The sequence below is a fragment of the Psychrobacter sp. PSi21 genome (assembly GCF_054960615.1).
In genome coordinates, this window is record NZ_JBHNYR010000015.1 from 1 (window position 1) to 16,549 (window position 16,549).

13 protein-coding genes and 4 pseudogenes are annotated in these 16,549 nt (G+C 48.7%); 6 read left to right on the top strand and 11 right to left on the bottom strand.

The annotated features are described in order from the left end of the window. Positions 1–274: 274 nt before the first annotated feature. Both ACFI32_RS10795 and ACFI32_RS10800 read right to left on the bottom strand, forming a co-directional pair. On the bottom strand, positions 275–1,030 hold the full coding sequence (locus ACFI32_RS10795; protein WP_462626662.1) for a PhzF family phenazine biosynthesis protein: 756 nt from the start codon (positions 1,028–1,030) through the stop codon (positions 275–277). Positions 1,031–1,249: 219 nt separating this feature from the next. Next, positions 1,250–1,732 (bottom strand): nucleotidyltransferase domain-containing protein, encoded by a 483-nt coding sequence (locus ACFI32_RS10800; RefSeq protein ID WP_462626600.1) that lies wholly within the window; start codon positions 1,730–1,732, stop codon positions 1,250–1,252. A gap of 122 nt (positions 1,733–1,854) precedes the next feature. Here ACFI32_RS10800 and ACFI32_RS10805 point away from each other — a divergent pair. Further along, a pseudogene (locus tag ACFI32_RS10805) lies at positions 1,855–2,040 on the top strand (IS110 family transposase); the annotation flags it as partial. Positions 2,041–2,233: 193 nt separating this feature from the next. Here the strand turns inward: ACFI32_RS10805 and ACFI32_RS10810 are convergent. Continuing rightward, entirely contained in the window at positions 2,234–2,605 is a 372-nt protein-coding gene (locus ACFI32_RS10810) for a hypothetical protein (RefSeq protein ID WP_462626601.1), read from the bottom strand. A 270-nt stretch (positions 2,606–2,875) separates the two neighbouring features. Here ACFI32_RS10810 and ACFI32_RS10815 point away from each other — a divergent pair. Further along, positions 2,876–2,980 (top strand): annotated as a pseudogene (locus ACFI32_RS10815) (IS110 family transposase); the annotation flags it as partial. A gap of 18 nt (positions 2,981–2,998) precedes the next feature. Here ACFI32_RS10815 and ACFI32_RS10820 read toward each other — a convergent pair. Continuing rightward, positions 2,999–3,106 (bottom strand): annotated as a pseudogene (locus ACFI32_RS10820) (mannonate dehydratase); the annotation flags it as partial. A 475-nt stretch (positions 3,107–3,581) separates the two neighbouring features. Here ACFI32_RS10820 and ACFI32_RS10825 point away from each other — a divergent pair. Further along, positions 3,582–4,187: a LysE/ArgO family amino acid transporter gene (locus tag ACFI32_RS10825; protein ID WP_462626602.1), complete on the top strand. Its 606-nt coding sequence runs from the start codon at positions 3,582–3,584 to the stop codon at positions 4,185–4,187. Positions 4,188–4,200: 13 nt separating this feature from the next. Here the strand turns inward: ACFI32_RS10825 and ACFI32_RS10830 are convergent, their stop codons facing one another. The 4 genes from ACFI32_RS10830 to ACFI32_RS10845 all read right to left on the bottom strand — a co-directional run bounded on the left by ACFI32_RS10830 (position 4,201) and on the right by ACFI32_RS10845 (position 7,321). After that, positions 4,201–4,842: a MarC family protein gene (locus ACFI32_RS10830; protein WP_462626603.1), complete on the bottom strand. Its 642-nt coding sequence runs from the start codon at positions 4,840–4,842 to the stop codon at positions 4,201–4,203. Between the two features lie 246 nt (positions 4,843–5,088). Beyond that, positions 5,089–5,949 carry a carboxylating nicotinate-nucleotide diphosphorylase gene (gene nadC, locus ACFI32_RS10835; RefSeq protein ID WP_462626604.1) on the bottom strand — a complete coding sequence of 287 codons (861 nt, stop codon included), beginning with the start codon at positions 5,947–5,949 and terminating at the stop codon, positions 5,089–5,091. Positions 5,950–6,149: 200 nt separating this feature from the next. Then, positions 6,150–7,187 carry an NUDIX hydrolase gene (locus ACFI32_RS10840; RefSeq protein WP_462626605.1) on the bottom strand — a complete coding sequence of 346 codons (1,038 nt, stop codon included), beginning with the start codon at positions 7,185–7,187 and terminating at the stop codon, positions 6,150–6,152. Between the two features lie 8 nt (positions 7,188–7,195). Continuing rightward, on the bottom strand, positions 7,196–7,321 hold the full coding sequence (locus ACFI32_RS10845; protein ID WP_462626606.1) for a hypothetical protein: 126 nt from the start codon (positions 7,319–7,321) through the stop codon (positions 7,196–7,198). Positions 7,322–7,462: 141 nt separating this feature from the next. On the opposite strand from ACFI32_RS10845, the gene nadA reads away from it, so the two are divergent. The 3 genes and pseudogenes from nadA to ACFI32_RS10860 form a co-directional block, all read left to right on the top strand. Then, positions 7,463–8,602, top strand: a complete 1,140-nt coding sequence (nadA, locus tag ACFI32_RS10850; protein WP_462626607.1) for a quinolinate synthase NadA — start codon at positions 7,463–7,465, stop codon at positions 8,600–8,602. 1 nt (position 8,603) lies between these two features. Continuing rightward, positions 8,604–10,523 (top strand): L-aspartate oxidase, encoded by a 1,920-nt coding sequence (gene nadB, locus ACFI32_RS10855; protein WP_462626608.1) that lies wholly within the window; start codon positions 8,604–8,606, stop codon positions 10,521–10,523. Between the two features lie 228 nt (positions 10,524–10,751). Next, positions 10,752–11,645: pseudogene (locus tag ACFI32_RS10860) on the top strand (phosphatidate cytidylyltransferase); the annotation flags it as partial. 61 nt (positions 11,646–11,706) lie between these two features. Here ACFI32_RS10860 and ACFI32_RS10865 read toward each other — a convergent pair. From ACFI32_RS10865 to ACFI32_RS10875, 3 genes are read right to left on the bottom strand one after another with little or no spacing between them, the layout of a single operon-like run. Continuing rightward, entirely contained in the window at positions 11,707–12,516 is an 810-nt protein-coding gene (locus ACFI32_RS10865; RefSeq protein ID WP_462626609.1) for an SDR family NAD(P)-dependent oxidoreductase, read from the bottom strand. Then, a complete protein-coding gene (locus ACFI32_RS10870; protein ID WP_462626610.1) occupies positions 12,513–13,619 on the bottom strand; it encodes a patatin-like phospholipase family protein in 1,107 nt (368 codons plus the stop codon). Before ACFI32_RS10870 ends, ACFI32_RS10865 begins: the two co-directional genes overlap by 4 nt. Next, positions 13,619–16,399, bottom strand: coding sequence for an alpha/beta fold hydrolase (locus ACFI32_RS10875; RefSeq protein ID WP_462626611.1), 2,781 nt, complete (start codon positions 16,397–16,399; stop codon positions 13,619–13,621). The genes ACFI32_RS10870 and ACFI32_RS10875 overlap by 1 nt, the downstream gene beginning before the upstream one ends. Positions 16,400–16,549: the final 150 nt, after the last annotated feature.

Consider the following 16,549-nt stretch of genomic DNA (forward strand, 5'->3'; position numbering starts at 1 on the left):
TTGAAGACACGCCCTATTATATTTAACAAATGAGGCATTGCTCAAGCGCAAATCATCAGAGCGATGGCGTAACAAAGCTAATAAACGCCGAATGTAGAGCTACTGTCAGATCTTCTTGTTGTCAGAATTGCTATTGCTTGACAAAGGGGATTTCATGTAGCCCGCTTAAGGGGTGAGCAACGCTACTACTCGACCTAAAGCATTGTACCGTAACCACTAAAATTGAAGTAGAAGTAAAAATGCCAAGCGTTGGGAATCCCTCTTAAATTGATTGTTATACGGAGATTTCTCGCCGCCCGACTTTATGAGCAAAGCCACCAACTCTAACCTGAGTAATACCCTGCTCGTTTGAATCTGCAGACGCGGTAATCTTTGATATACACTTCATTGCCCGACCTTGTTCGAAAACAAAACTATTCGAACTTGTAGTAGGAAGATGTTTTGTTAGGTAACACGCTAATGCATCACACGCACTGCCCGTCGCTGATTCCTCGGATATACCAAACAGTGGAGCGAAGTTACGACAGTTTGCTGTAAGCATGCTTGTTTTTTCACATAACTCAAAAGCATGAATACCAATTACTTCATGCCTTTTACAGAAATTGATGGTTAGATTTTCATTCACTTGAATTTTATCGAGATGCCCATGCGAGACTGAAACAATAATATCGGGTAAACCTGTTGAAACAACCTCAATCGGCAACCGTGTAGACTCCAGGACCTTCGAGTCTAGCCCGACTAAATCCGATATAAGTTCATAACTAAACTGTGCTCCGTATTCTGGTAGCTTCTGATCCATGACTACAAGACCATTTGTCTCTATGGTTACAACGAGTAAGCCTGCTTTAGTCCTTTGAACGTATTTACCTTCACTTATAATTCCGTCTTGATACATTGTTGAAAATGCAGCTAATGTAGCGTGTCCACAGAAATCAACTTCACCTGATACGGTAAAAAAGGACACCTCAAAATCAGCTTCATTATCCCGAGATACAAAGGCAGTTTCCGAATAACCAACAACTTGCGCTATTTGTAATTTTTAATCGTTCGACAAATTATCAGCGTCAAGTACAACACCGGCAGGGTTTCCACCCGTTCCATTCACAGTAAAGGAATTAACTAAAATAGCTTCAACGTTCTTCAATCTCAACTTCTCCGTATAACGCCGCATTAAGGTGTGAGCGGCGCTTGCCTATACTTTGAGCGAAGCGAAAACGTCAAGCGTTGCGAATCACTCTTAAATGCCTTGTTATGGCGCTGAACTTGAAGTTAACTGCTGAACGTCAATTAGGTCTACTTCCCTACCTAATATTCGCTTATATTCTACTAACGTATTAACAGGAATAACTTGTAATTCAATGCCTTGGTAGGTTTTAGTGACTGAGTTTGAAAAGTCGATTTCAAGTCGATGCCACGAACCATCCACTGAAGACTGGATCTTGGTATGTTGAGCCAAGCCTATTTCAATTTTTTGGTCTCGGTAGATTAGCTGAAAATACTCTAAGTCCCAGCCATATTCCGAGTAATGAGTTAGTGGTTTAGAAACGTACTGCGAAACGAGATCTAATATTTTGTTTGCATCAGAATTTTCGATATAGAGATCGATATCTGCAACTTCACGATTGCCACCATGAATTGTAGCCGCCAAGCCACCGACTATTTGATACTCGATATTCTCTGATTCCAAAAGACCTTTGAGCCAGTTCAAGGCTACTTTTACTTTCTTGCTCATATTACTCCCTCAGCCGATTCTGTCCCTGCGCCATAACGAATGATATGGACTCTCCACTCAGCACGTTTTTACCAATGCGCCATAGTGACGTTGATTATAAGCTTCAAATATGAGGAGTCCATATGTCTGTAATTAAAGCTGTTGGCATTGATTTAGCCAAGTTAGCGTTTAGTATTCACGCTATTGATGAGCATGACAAGTACAAATTTCGCAAAACTGTTAAACAAAACAACCTATTAGTTGAAATAGCTAAATTACCACCGTGTATTATTGGTATGGAAGCTTGCTCTGGCACGCATTACTGGGCGATAGCGTAACAAAGCTAATAAATGCCGAATGTAGAAATGCTGTCAGATCTTCTTGTTGTCAGAAGTGCTATTGCTTGATAACGGGGAGTCCATGTAGCCCTAGGGCAAATAATTATTGGCTAAAATAAGTGGCAAAGGAGCAAAAGCCAACTGTATTTTGTCCTTGTTAAACAGCTTGTTGTGTTTACATTTACTAAAACGTTTCCATTCTTATTTCTTTACCTTTAGATGGAAAATTAATAACGACCGATTCATATTGGTTTTCTACAGTTTTAATTTCAATATAGTCGCCAGATTGCAGAGTGATTCTAAGCAAACTCAGAGAGGATAAACAAACACTTGAGAATTGTTGCCTGACCAAGTTTCCCCATGGGGCACTATTTGGTGAGTCATCCCATTCATAGATATTTCCATTGATACGAGCAATAACGCGCTCATTACAATGAATATTGACATCGCAGAATTTAAACCCAATTCCGAAAGAAGACAATAAAATTGAATCTAGGTATTGCTTACTGAGAGCCTTTTGTAAAATGTCAACAATATCAGAATTAAACAGAATCACCGAACCCTCCCTGTAAACATAACGAATGATATGGACTCTCCACTCAGCATATTTTTACCGATATGCCATAGTGACGTTGATTAGGGCTTGTCTTCATTTTAAAAATGGTAACAAAAATGAGATAAATTGCCGTCGAACAAGGAAAATAGTGTCGATAATATCGAGATATTAACCAGCTATTTGGCGCGGTTTGGCAAAATTTAGCCCATTTAGATGACCATCGATTGAATTGAAGACATGCCCTATAAGCTTCAAATACAAGGAGGCCATATGTCTGTAATTAAAGCTGTTGGAATCGATTTAGCCAAGTTAGTGTTTAGTATTCACGTTATTGATAAGCATGACAAGTACAGATTTCACAAAACTTTTAAACGACTCTTCATAAAGCATCATCCCATTTACTGGATCTTCAACAGCGGAAAGTATTTTACGGATGTCTTGGGCTGTGGACACAACTCTCAGCAGACCAAATAATGAAAACGGCGAATCATCTGGATGAATATATGAGTTGACGCCACCAGCTCAGCAACTGGTACGATTTCTTATAAAAAGCGAATAAATTTTCTCTAAGGCCTTGTTTACCGAGCGCTATAAATTCAGCAATTGCAGCTCTAATCGACTCACGTGTATATAAACCTTAGCCACTAGGCGGCCCTGCAATTGTACTTTGTTCAAGTAAGTTAATTTGCGCGTCATTCATTGTGTTAAAATGAACATACGCTTGTACAATAAGCGTTGCACTATAGCTTAGTTTAGCATCTGGGCGCTCAAGAACAAAAATATCATACGCTACAGAATCAATCGAATCGAAGTGCGGAACCTGTATGTTCAAGCACATAACCTAAATTTGTGCGTGTCCATCGGGCAACAGATATAACGTTCTAACACACAGCACCAATGCCCGCTTTACCAACATTGATTGTTTATAACTTTTTATCAGTTGTTGGTCATTACCTTTACGCGTTTTAATATCATTATGAATACTTCCGATTACATCTCAGGTTTTTTGCTGGGACTATCACTTATTTTTGCCATCGGCTCACAAAATGCGTTTGTACTCAAGCAGGGTCTCAGGCGTGAGCATATCTTTTTTATCTGCCTGTTTTGCGCGCTCAGTGACGCGATACTGATATCGGCTGGCGTCGCTGGCTTTGGCGCAGTCACCGCGCGTTATCCGCATATCGTGGATATTGCCAAAATTGCAGGTGCTTTATTTTTGCTGGTGTATGGCTTACAGAGCTTGTATGCCAGCTTGCGAACCTCTCATGCACTGACCGCAGAAGGCCAAGTGGTGACCAGCCTAAAAAAGGCGCTGCTGTTATGCTTTGGTTTTACATGGCTCAACCCGCATGTATATTTGGACACACTAGTATTGGTGGGGATGGTTTCAACCGGGGCAAGCAGTAAGATGGTCTTTGCAGCGGGTGCAGTGACGGCGTCGTTTGTGTTCTTTTTTGCGCTAGGATATGGCGCACGCCTACTCAAACCCTTGTTTGCCGCACCAAAAGCTTGGAACATCTTAGATGCGTTAGTGGGCATATTAATGCTGTATCTGGCATGGCATTTGTATCATAGCGGCTGATAACAGCCCTACTTTATATCAAAGCAGGGAACAGGGTACGCAAACCACTGACGATGATCTCAATAGAAACCGCAGCCAGTAGCATGCCCATGATACGGCTCATGATGTTCAGACCGGTGTCACCCAGCAAACGGCTGATACGGCCTGCGGCCATCAATGCCAGATAACAAAAAATACTGATGAGTAGACCCGCTATGATGACAGCTGATAAGCGCAGTATGCCTGAAATCTGTGAAGAATAAATAATCACCGTAGAGATACCACCAGGACCAATCATCATGGGGATAGCCAGTGGCACAACGGCAGAAGCGGTGGTTGGTGGTGCGCCTTTGACATAATCGATATCAAAGTTGTCTTGATCAGGCTTTACAGGGTTACCCTCACCGTTCATCATATTGATGGAGATAAGAAAAACCAGAATACCACCCGCCATTTGGAACGAGCCAATGGAGATGCCCAAAATCTTGAGCAGTTGCTCACCAGCAACCGTAAAGAAACTGATGGTAATAAAAATAGTTAAGCACGCCACGCGCGCAACCTTGCGCCGATCATGCATCGAATAGCCACGGGTCAAATCCAAAAATAGCGTCAAGGCGCTAAAGGGATTGATCAGCACCACAAAGGCTAAGATGATTTTGATAATTTCAGTATCCACTGAAGGCTCACTTGTCTGTCTATCGGCAATAAAATCAGATCATTATGCCAACAGCATCCATGACCCACAGGTATCTAACACGCGCATTGTAGCATAGGCATATGAACGGATTAAATGATTAACTTTGCTCGTTTTATCAATCATTCCGCGACTTTAATACAACCTGTCATCAACACTGCAGCGGCGCATCGTCACACACCGCTATGACCTATTTATGACAGTGTTTATTTTCATAAAAATGCCATGTTAAGCATTAAAATCAAGGCCAATATCTAAAGCGGTGGTACTGTGTGTCAAATAGCCCATAGCAATGAAATCGACCCCTGTTTTTGCCACGTCAATCACCGTTTCTGGCGTGATGCCACCTGAGGCCTCCGTTTTTGCGCGACCTTGGCATAGGCTTACCGCTTTCGTGAGCGTTTCAGGATTCATGTTATCAAGCAGCACTAGGTTTGCTCCTGCATCCAGTGCCTGCGCCAGCTGCTCTAAGGTATCAACTTCAACCTCAATCGGAATCAAGTGACCAGCATAATCTTGCGCTTGACGAATGGCGGTACTGATATCACCTGCAATGGCAATATGATTGTCTTTGATTAAAATGGCATCATCCAGTCCCAAACGATGATTGCGCCCGCCGCCGCAGCGTACCGCATATTTTTGTACAATACGCAGGCCGGGTATGGTTTTGCGGGTGCAAGTAATGCTGGCAGGATACGCCGCCACGCTATCGACAATCTGTCGCGTTGCAGTCGCGATACCACTCAAGTGGGTCATAAAGTTTAGCGCCGTACGCTCAGCGGTCAATAAATGACGCGCATTGCCCTGCACTGTGGCGAGCACCGCCCCTGCCTCGACCGTATCGCCATCAGCCACTTGAGCACTGAACGTAATCTTCGGATCAATCAGCGCAAAGGCCAAACGTGCCAGATCCAGTCCGCAGATCACGCCTGCTTGCCGCGCTCTGATTTGAAGCTGCGCCTGTATGTCAGCAGGAATGGTCGCCTGTGAGGTGACATCGCCGCGCCGACCCAAATCCTCTGCTAGCGCCGCTTCGACTACAGGCTTTAGTAGCACATCATCAAGCGCTGGCTGTCGTTGATTGGTCATGGTTACCCCTTATCATCACAAAAGTGGTTACTGGCCCCAAGGTAGATATCTACTCTTATGACCATTTAAACTCAAATTGAGCATAAATATAGCGCAAACCATTCGTGCTGGCAAGGTGTGATCGGTATTTATCTGATGATGCCTACAATATAGCGGGTAAACCGTTACACACCTGACCCACTTTAGGTGCTATCGCACGCTTATTTGCGTTTGGGCAATTTGCTGTCCATCAATAAGCTTTGCAGCTCAATATCGTGGCGAAAACGATATAATTTGGCGGGTCGGCCACGCTGAGCGCTACTGCTTTCACCTGTCGGCATGACCAAGTTTTGCGCGTCTAACAGGCGGCGGAAGTTTTGTTTGTGCAGTGGTACGCCTGATAGTCCTTCTACGCTTTGTTGTAGCTGCGATAAGGTAAAAACCTCCGGCATCAAATTAAAAATCAGTGGCTGATATTCAATCTTGGCACGCAATCTAGAGATGGCTGTAGCGATCACGCGGCGATGATCATAATACATGGGTACCCCAATGATCTGCCACCAATCAGCAGGCAGCTTGCTGGGCTGATAATTTGGCGCTTCCGGTATCAACCCTGCCTCATACAGCATCTCATAACGCAGCAGCACATGCTCAGCCACCCAATCATACCCTGCTTTCTGATCTGACGTATCCGCTTGCGCAGTGCGGTGAAACTGGCTATCTGTCACCGTTTGCAGCGTCTCCCCTTGTCCGTCCATCCCCCAACACAAACGAATGCGCTGTCGTCGCCGCTGACTGACCGTCTCATCTTCAGCTTGCGCTGCCCACGCCCACAGCTCTGGCACAATCAGCTTAGCAATCATCTCAGGCATGCCTGCCAAATGATTTTCCCACGGAAAATAATCATACCAATCGCGCCACAGGGCTTGGCTTTGCAGGTTTTCGGTGTGGGTTTCTTGTACCAAACCCAGATAGCTGACATACACCAGCGCATGACCATCGACGTTGCGCCGGTTGGTGTCAACAAAGGTATATAACTGCTCTAGATAGCCAAGCGGCTGCTGAGTTTGTTCCTCAACCCACTGACGTACACCTGCCTGTAGCGATCGGTGCAGCGGCATGAGAGGCCCGTTAGGTAACAGTTTGCCTTGATCAACGGTAAGGACGCGCGCGGTATGATTGGTAATGGCAATCAGCACGGCGACCACTTCGGTCGTGCCACTGCCCTCTTGATGCGCATGCGAATAAGACAATGTCATAATATTTTTTAATCACCTTTTTTATTGGTATCTATCATCACCACGTCAAATAAGCGGGCAATGACCATCAGTATAACGTGAATCCACTGGTGACTTCTGCCCGTTCCTGATAAATAACCATCAGAATCAAGCACAAACCACCTCAAAAAAGTAGGTTTTTTTGACTTATTTATAAAAAACTCCTTGTTTTTATGCTCAAAATGAGCATAATTAAAACATCTAATCATTTTTTGTCTAATACACCTTATTGGCCGTGCCCACACTGGAGATATGCCATGACCACCTTTCCTTATGATGCACCCACGCTTAGTGCAGATAGCCGCTGTGCCACCAAATTGAACATCGAATATGCTAAGGCAAGAATCCCTGTCGACCTGCCCCGCTCGGAGCGACTGTTGGTAGAGGACAATATCAAACGCTTGCTCAAAGCACACAATGCCGTGCTGGTCGCGCATTATTATGTCGACCCATTTATTCAGGAGCTGGCCCTCGCGACTGGCGGCTGCGTTGGCGACTCCCTTGAGATGGCGCGCTTTGGCCAAGCCCATAGCGCCCAAACACTCGTCGTCGCTGGCGTACGCTTTATGGGCGAGTCAGCCAAAATCCTAAGTATGGAAAAAACGGTGTTGATGCCAGACTTAGAGGCAGAGTGCTCGCTGGACTTGGGTTGTCCTGCCGACGAATTTACCGCTTTTTGTGACGCACATCCTGAGCGTACCGTGGTGGTTTATGCCAATACCAGCGCGGCAGTCAAAGCACGCGCCGACTGGGTGGTCACGTCTTCAGTGGGTATCGATATTATCCGCCATCTACATGAACAAGGTGAGCCCATTATTTGGGGCCCTGATCGCCATTTGGGCAACTATATTGCGCGCGAAACAGGGGCAGATATGCTGCTATGGCAAGGCTCTTGCTTGGTACATAATGAGTTTAAAGCCACTGAGCTTGAGCAACTCAAAGCGGATTATCCCAATGCCAAAGTTTTGGTACACCCTGAGTCTCCTGCCAGCGTGGTAGCGCTTGCTGATGTGGTCGGTTCAACCAGCAAACTGCTCAAAGCCACTTATGAGATGGATGCCGATACGTTTATTGTCGCCACTGATCTTGGTATCTTGCACGAGATGCAAAAACGCTCGCCGCATAAGCAGTTTTTGGCCGCGCCGACTGCTGGTGAAAGTGCCAGCTGCAAAAGCTGCGCCTTTTGTCCGTGGATGGCGATGAATGGCCTGAAGGGTATTGAGCGCTGTCTGAGCGAGCAGACTGGTGAAATTTTACTCACGCCTGAGTTGGCGGCCGCCGCCAAAAAACCGCTACAACGAATGCTTGATTTTGCCCAGACGCAGCAGCAACGCGTGACGGCCAGTGGCGATATCGTCAAGGACCGCCCCTTATTTGCCAACGTTGGAGCCGCCTAAAATGAACACCGTCCAGTATGTTGATGACACGCTTGATACCGATGTGCTGATCATTGGTGCGGGCTTGGCAGGGCTGAGCACCGCACTGGCACTACCGACATCACTGCGGGTAACCATCATCAGTAAAGACGCGCTGGCGGTCTGCTCAAGCCATTATGCGCAAGGGGGTATTGCGGCAAGCCTAGATGCCCACGACACCGTGCAGGCGCACGTGGCTGATACGCTGATAGCAGGTGCAGGACTGTGTGCAGAGGACAATACCGCACGCATATTGGGCGCAGGCCAACATGCGGTGCAGTGGCTGTGCGCGCAAGGGGTGCCATTTACCAAAACCGCACTGGCTGATCAGCGCTTTACGCCAATGACTGCCGTCACTCAAGCCACGCTACAAGTAGCTTCAGTAATGACGACTGAGCTACATTTGACCAAGGAAGGTGGGCATGGCTGTCGCCGCGTGGCGCATGCGGATGACGCAACGGGTCGGCACATCATGCATACGCTGATCAAAAAAGCACAAACAGCGCATAATCTCACCATTTTACCCTTTCATGAAGCTTTGAGTTTGTTAACCCACCAAACTGCTAATAACATCGCGGCCAATGAATCAGACACCAAAGCAGCGGCGCAGTGCTATGGTGCGGTGGTGTTTGATCGTCATAGAGCACGGCAACTGACCATTCATAGTCGCGCGGTGGTCTTGGCCAGTGGTGGCCTTGGACAACTGTTTGCACGTGCCAGCGCGCCTGATGTGTGCGTGGGTGATGGGGTAATGATGGCGTGGCAAGCAGGTTGCCGCTTGGCCAATTTGGAGTTTGTCCAGTTTCACCCGACAGGACTGGCGCTGGGTAGCAGTCAGTTTTTGATTTCCGAAGCCCTGCGCGGGGAAGGTGGTTATCTGTACTGCCCCAAAACGGGCAAGCGCTTTATGCTAGCAGTCGATGACCGTGCGGAGCTGGCCCCGCGTGATATCGTGGCACGCGCCATCGCTGAGCAAATTGAGCATAATGGGCTAGGTTATGTGCATCTGGACGTCAGCCACTTGTCCAGTGATTTTATCAAAGGGCATTTTCCGCAGATTTATCAAACGCTACTGGAGTTGGGCATCGACATCACTATTGAGCCCATACCTGTCGCACCGACCGCGCATTATAGCTGCGGCGGCGTGGTCACCGATGCAGAAGGGCTGACTGACGTGGCAGGCTTGTACGCAGCGGGTGAAGTCGCTTACACGGGCCTACATGGCGCGAACCGCTTGGCGAGTAACTCATTACTTGAGTGCGTGGTCGTTGGGCGCAATATCGCCAAGCACTTACCGCACTATGTCACTTGCGCGGCCGCAGGTGATGATAGTGCAATCAATATGTGGCAAACCCCTTATTTACCAGATACCAAACAGGTCAGCTTACCAATGAGCGCATGGGCATCATGTGGTCAAAACCCAGTTTCTCCAAACTCATTGAGCAAGCCTGTCGATCCAGATAGCATCACTATGCGCTTAAAAACCTTGATGAGTGAGCATATCGGTATCGTCAGGCACGGGGATAAACTGCTACAAGCGCTGGCACAAGTGCAAACATGGCAACGCGAACTGCAAACCGCACCGTCTGACAGCGAAACGGTCTTATCAATCAGGCAAAAAATTGTCGATCATTGTGTTACACTATCGCCGCTGGTTTATTTACGTTTGCAGCGCCAATTACAGTTGGCCACGTTGATTATCTATGCTGCCTATCAGCGCTGTGAGAGTCGCGGCGGTCATGCCAGAGCCGACTATCCGGACATGAGCGCGTTGGCGCAAGTGAGCATCATTGCCCCGCAGACGCTGCCGTCGGTGAGGCCCACTGCCTTACGCCTTGACCGCGCATGTGCCGTAAGCCGTACCTATACATCAGTATCCGCGCTGGCGATAGCAGATCTATGAAACAAAGGTCAAGACAAGATGCTCAGTTCGACTCTTGATCTGTTTTTTGCTTTGTCTATTTAGATTGTTTTCAAACGGCTGGTAGACACTCATGTTTATCAGCCTTTTAGCAAAATACTTGTTAGCAAAATAAACGGCGGTACTGACGATAACCAATGGATACAGTCTCCCTGCTCCCTGACATAATCACTCACTTATGCCCTACTTCCTTTTACCCTCTTTAGTTGCCTCACTGTTATGCTAAGCGCTGATATGCTGTTCGTCATTATGCTGATGACTGTAGTAAGTGCAGTTTGTCTGATACTGCGCCGCCCTCAGTTGCGCCAGCGCCTTCCAAAGATTTATCTGATTGCTCGCTCATGGTGGTGTATGCTGGCAGGGCTATGCAGTTGTTACGCGATTGCCAAATGGTCTGTATTGCAGCAGCATCCTTACCGCTGGCTGTTGTCAGGCTTCTTTTTGTTGATGGGATTGCGCGCGCTGTATGAGATTATCCGTCTATGGCGGCCGCGCAGCAAGGCGCATCTACTGCATAAGCTGCAACGGCTCGGTGTACAGCCTATAGAGGCTGATGTGGACAAACGAACGATAACAGGCGACCATCATTCGCAGCAAAGGTTACACTTACATACTCTTGATATACTGCTGACAGTCGCGGTAATCACGCTAACTGCCAGCCTAATCAGTTTGCAGCAGCTGACATGGGCGCGGACTGAATATGGGGTGCTGCTTTTTGTGCTGTTTGCCAGTCAGTTTAATGATATTGCGCAATTTTTATGCGGCAAATGGCTAAAAAACAAATGGTTTCGGCGCAACCTTGCACCTACCATCAGTCCTAACAAGAGTATTGAAGGGGCGCTTTTCGGCGGTTTATTGGCCGCATCACTGGCGACCCTTATTGGAGTTTGGCTGACACCTTTTAGTGCAGCATCCTGTTTTTTTATCGCTTATGGCTTGGTCATCAGTGGTATTGCAGGAGACTTGTTGGAATCTGCCTTTAAGCGCCAACATAAAATTAAGGACGTCGGCACCATGCTAGCAGGACATGGCGGCGTGCTTGATCGCATTGACAGTCTACTCATCGGCGTGCCGCTATTTACCTTGGGTTATTGGCTTTACTGATGAGATGCACTTTTTTATGTCATTATTATTGACCTGATAGCTATTGATCTGATGGCTGATGTTAACGGTCGTCTTTATTGCGCATCATCCAATGCAGCAGCGGCTTGGGTAAGCGGTTTAACACACGGCTCAAATGCCGCATTTGCCAAGGAAATACAGCCAGCGCGATGTCATCATCAATCGCTTGCATGATCTGTGTCGTCGCTTGAGACTCGCTGATGATAAATGGCTTATGACTGGCATTGCCATGGTTGAGATCACGCAATGCTTGGGTGTTCACATAGCCTGAGGCGACACAAGTCACCTGAATACCATGCGGCTGGAGCGCGCAGCGGTAAGCATTGGCCGCCGCAATCATAGCGCGCTTGCTTTTGGCGTATAAGCTGGCATATGGGTAATCAATCATGCCTGCAATGGAGGCGAGGCAAATCAAGCTGGGCTTGGTTGGATGACATGGTTGCGCCTTTAGCTGCTCACTCGCCCACATAAAAACCTGCTCGAACGCTTGCAAATTAATCGCCAACATCAAGTCACTACTGCCTGCATCCAAATGATGGACACGCTCGTTTAAATAACTGCCTGCGCTGTAAATCAGCCGCGAAAAAGGTACGTCCGACAAACGCGTCAACAATGCCTGCCTTGCGGTACTATCCGTTAAGTCACAACGATAGGTGTTGATCTCAGGATACTGCTGACGAATCGTCTCAATCTTCTGCTGGCTGTGCCCGACCACACTCACCTGCCAGCCGTGCTGCTGATGGGCTAATGCCAGTGCCAAACCGATACCACTGGTGCCGCCGATAACGATCAGATGGCTAGGCTGCTCGGTCGGTCGGTCCGTTTTGATCTTTGATTTTTTATCCCTATTCATGAGAAGTGCCCTGAAGCCTGCTGGAGATAATCTGCAGTACGGCGGTAGCCATAGTCCCACTGCGCCTGCATTTGCTGCACAAAGCCCTCATAGTCACTATGGATCAACTGCACACTGGCCGTTTTGAGATGGAAGCGTTTTTGTACTTGGTGCTCGGCCAGCTGCGCGGCATTATCGGCCAGCGGTAGCCAGTGCAGTTGCTGCGCATCTGCCTGATAAGCATGCACCTGTGCCAGACGTACATTGGGATCAAAACCAAAAACGCGGCGTATGGCAGGCGCGGCAAGCCAAGCATCATAACCCGCTTTGGTTTCGGCAAATACTGTCGCGCCCAACTGGCAAGCAAGCTCAATGGGGGTTAAATTAATCACCCCGCCCAAACACCACCCCAGCGTCTGGATATGTATCGGCGGCAGATAATACATGTCTGCCATAGACGCGCGTACCGCAGTGGCAACGTCCCATGTCTCGCGCACCAGCACCTGCTGATGTACGCGGCCATGTGACAATTCAGACACACATGATGGCAGCTTGTCCTCTAAGCACAAACGCTGCGGCGCAAACAGGATTTCTTGTAGTTGCACGGCAGGTTGTTCTGCATCTTTCGCCTGATAAAGACGGCTGGCAATCAGCGCGATATCGGGTACAGATGCGCTATCAGTAGCAAACTGCGGCGCACGTGCCATGAGTGCATCAAGCCATTGCGGTTCATTATTAATCTCAAACATCGCCAGCTGATGCAGCTCGTCCAACAGCTTGGCATAACCATCACGCGGCTGGCGTAAACGGTGTAAACCTTGCCAACGCATCAATGCGTGCTGGGCACGTCGCCACTTGATACGGCGGCTACGGTTATCAGCGGTCACGTGTGTGATATTGCTGATCACTTCATACAGCTCACGGCTGCCCATCAGTTGCCGTAAGTCTTTGGGATCGGGCGCGATTTGTACCAACAGCGCTGATAAGCTGCCGCCACAGGTGGCCAGAATCAAATCAGGCGCATGACCCTGTTCTACCAGCGCGGCATAACTGCCCAAATAGTAACCGAAGCGCGAGCCGCCACCTGAAAACAGCTGCACGCGCTCATAAGGTGCCGTGGTCATTACTCGGTCGCCTGCGCGGGGTCTGCGGTTGCATCGTTTGTCTCATTCACATTGTTTATGGCAGGCTTAATGGCCAGCGACACGGTAAAGATACCAAACCGATCAATCCGCATATCAAGCTTGGTAAAGCCTGCGCGCGTCACCAGCTGATCCATTTCTGCCTGCGAGCGGCACCGCATCACCCAGCTGCTCCCACGGTGGTTGTTTAAGGTTTTGCTGATAAATTCTTGCTCAGGATGCCACGGCTGATTGGTATAAATCAGATAGCCGCCCGCTTTTAGGCTGTCATGCATTCCTGCCAGCGCGGTATCGAGTAAGCTGTTGTCAGAAAACAGCTCAAACACGCCTGAGGCGATAGCGATATCGAACTCATTTTGGGCAGAATGTTGCAGATAGCTGTCCTTGGCAAACGCATCTTTTTGTACCGCAGCGACGCGCTCACTGATGTCTAAACGCGCCGCTTTTTCTGCCAGCGCTTGGACATTATGGGTTTCATAATCGCGCAGCTCAGCATGTAAGTTGGTAAACTCACTCAGTAAGTCAAACACATAAGCACCATGACCGCTGGCGATATCCAGCAGTCTGACAGGCTGCGATGGTGCGCGTGCTTGTGCATCCAGCACGGCAGCACTTGCCAGCTCTATCAAATGCTCGCGGCGAATACGAATGCCTTGCCAGCCAATATTGTTCAAATAAAATTTGTCCACCGCGCGGCCAACCATACCGCGGCCACTGGGTTGATTGTCATAAACCTTATCAAGTGAGCTGCCCGAATCAAAACCATGCTCAAGGCCTGTGGCAATCGCGGTACTGATGCGGCCAAATTTTTGCATGGCAAAGCGGGTCAAGGCAAAGTTAGCGTTAAAGGGTTTGATAGCCAGACGGTCTACTTTGTCCTTACTGGCGCTGTCTATATGCGCTTGGCTCAAGTCCGTCGTGGGCGGCGGCGCCGCAAATACCTGCTCAGCAAAGGCAATGCAGTCATCGATCACGTCGGCCTGATTGGTCTCATGAAACAGCGCATGATAGCTGTCAGGGTAGAGCTGCCAGCGTTTGGTCGGCGTGGTGAGCGCTTCATAAAAATCGCGCTCGGCTTGCTTGTCCACCACATAATCTTTGCCTGCACACAATACAAAGGTCGGCACAGTGATGGCCGCCGCATCGTCCAGTAGACGCTGACCCGTGGCGTGCGTATCTAACAGCAAGTCGGTCGAGATACTATTTGAGATCAACGGGTCGGCGTTATACGCTTGCTGCGCTGCCTTATCATGGGTCAGCACTTGCGCTTTGACATAACTGCTCACACGCGCCATTAATCCAAGACCGCGCGCGACCTTGAGCGTTGGAATGGCAAGCGGCATGTATAAGCGAATACGTAGCGCTGGTGTACCCAGTATCATCCCGCGAATCGTCGGTGCATAGTCATGCACCCATGCAGCAGCCAGCACGGCACCAATGCTACTGGCGACGACCAATGTGTCTGCAATACCGATACCCGTTTGAGCCATCACCAGCTGTACAAAATCATCCAAATCGCGCTCAAGCTCAGTGACGCTCTCGGCATGATCTTTGATGCCGCCCGAGCGCCCATTGCCGCGCGCATCCCAAGCAAACACTTGATGACCCGCCGCCGCAAACTGCTGTCCAAGCGCCGCCAGACGTCCTGAATGCTCATGACCACGGTGCAGCAGTATCACTTGGCGCTGCGGCTTTGTTTGACTGGCCGCTTTGATCTCAGCAAGTGGCATGGTCAGCCAATAACGGTAATACAGCGCCGTACCGTCATAAGCGTTAAAACAATGCTCGCCTACAATCGGTGTCACATCATCGCTAGATGCGGCGGTATGAACAGCAATAATGCTTGGTGATACAGTATGGTTTGGCATATTTTGGGTTTCCAAAGGATAAAAGTCAGATAAAGACATCGATGTGGCCAATGCATGGTGGTTAACGCGGTGCTGGCTCGCCGCTTGGTGATCTTGTGTGGGCAAACAGATCGTATGGCGTATGGGTAAAGTGATCATCACCGTTTGGTCACGGCGAAGCTTGGGCGGATGGCGCTGCAAATAGAGTTCTGCCATAAACCGTAAGCGGTTCCAACAGGTTTTGAGCAGAAGCGCTTCGGTCAGGATAAACCCTGCTGACACACCGCCACGTGCCAGTAAACGCGGGAACAAGGTTGCCATGCGCTCGCCTAGCAAAGCGACTACTGAAGTGCCCATCGAGGTACTTACTGAAGCACGCATTGGTGCACCCATCCATGTCCCAACACTGCCCAATAAAAACGCGCGATCGCTTTTACCCAGCGGCCCTTGGTTGGCACGACTGTCAAAGCAGCCTTGACTGAGCATCGCCAGCAGCTCTGTACTGATGCTCAGCGCAGTCACGCGCGCGATATGCTGCTGATGGCTGGGCAGATATACGCTATTGTTTGCCATTTTTGGCTCAAGATGCGGTATCAAACTGGTAATCAGTGCCGTATCGGCAATAACATCACCCGCTTCATTGAGCACCGCGCCCAGCTTTGAAGCCTGCCCATGCTCGCGCGCCATCATGCCATCAATAGCATTGAGCGCCATGCGTAAAAACAAGGATAGCGGCAGACTTAGCCACACAGCAGGCCTGTCTTTAGCAGGTTTGGCAATCGCGTATGCCGTACCCAGACTGAGCAGCACCGCACTGATGGTGACTTGATTGGCGGTGCAGTGATGCTTGACCAGTGCGTCACTAACAGGGCGCAACTGATTTTGAAAGGAAGACTTGAGTTGATACAGGGACATGGCTGCTATCATTGACAAAGATGCCCTAATGTAACAACAAATGTCCATCAGGTAAACGATTAAGTCAGCTAAATGAACACGTGACTGCACAGGCACAAATGTTGCCTGTCGCGGGCAGTATCTGGCATCCAGTGTGCTACAATCGTCGGT

Excerpts from the sequence above, each read along its gene's own strand:
- nadA (WP_462626607.1), top strand. The coding sequence starts at position 7,463 with ATGACCACCTTTCCTTATGATGCACCCACGCTTAGTGCAGATAGCCGC.
- ACFI32_RS10840 (WP_462626605.1), bottom strand. The coding sequence starts at position 7,187 with ATGACATTGTCTTATTCGCATGCGCATCAAGAGGGCAGTGGCACGACC.
- ACFI32_RS10800 (WP_462626600.1), bottom strand. The coding sequence starts at position 1,732 with ATGAGCAAGAAAGTAAAAGTAGCCTTGAACTGGCTCAAAGGTCTTTTG.
- ACFI32_RS10825 (WP_462626602.1), top strand. The coding sequence starts at position 3,582 with ATGAATACTTCCGATTACATCTCAGGTTTTTTGCTGGGACTATCACTT.
- ACFI32_RS10870 (WP_462626610.1), bottom strand. The coding sequence starts at position 13,619 with ATGACCACGGCACCTTATGAGCGCGTGCAGCTGTTTTCAGGTGGCGGC.
- nadC (WP_462626604.1), bottom strand. The coding sequence starts at position 5,949 with ATGACCAATCAACGACAGCCAGCGCTTGATGATGTGCTACTAAAGCCT.
- nadB (WP_462626608.1), top strand. The coding sequence starts at position 8,604 with ATGAACACCGTCCAGTATGTTGATGACACGCTTGATACCGATGTGCTG.
- ACFI32_RS10865 (WP_462626609.1), bottom strand. The coding sequence starts at position 12,516 with ATGAATAGGGATAAAAAATCAAAGATCAAAACGGACCGACCGACCGAG.
- ACFI32_RS10875 (WP_462626611.1), bottom strand. The coding sequence starts at position 16,399 with ATGTCCCTGTATCAACTCAAGTCTTCCTTTCAAAATCAGTTGCGCCCT.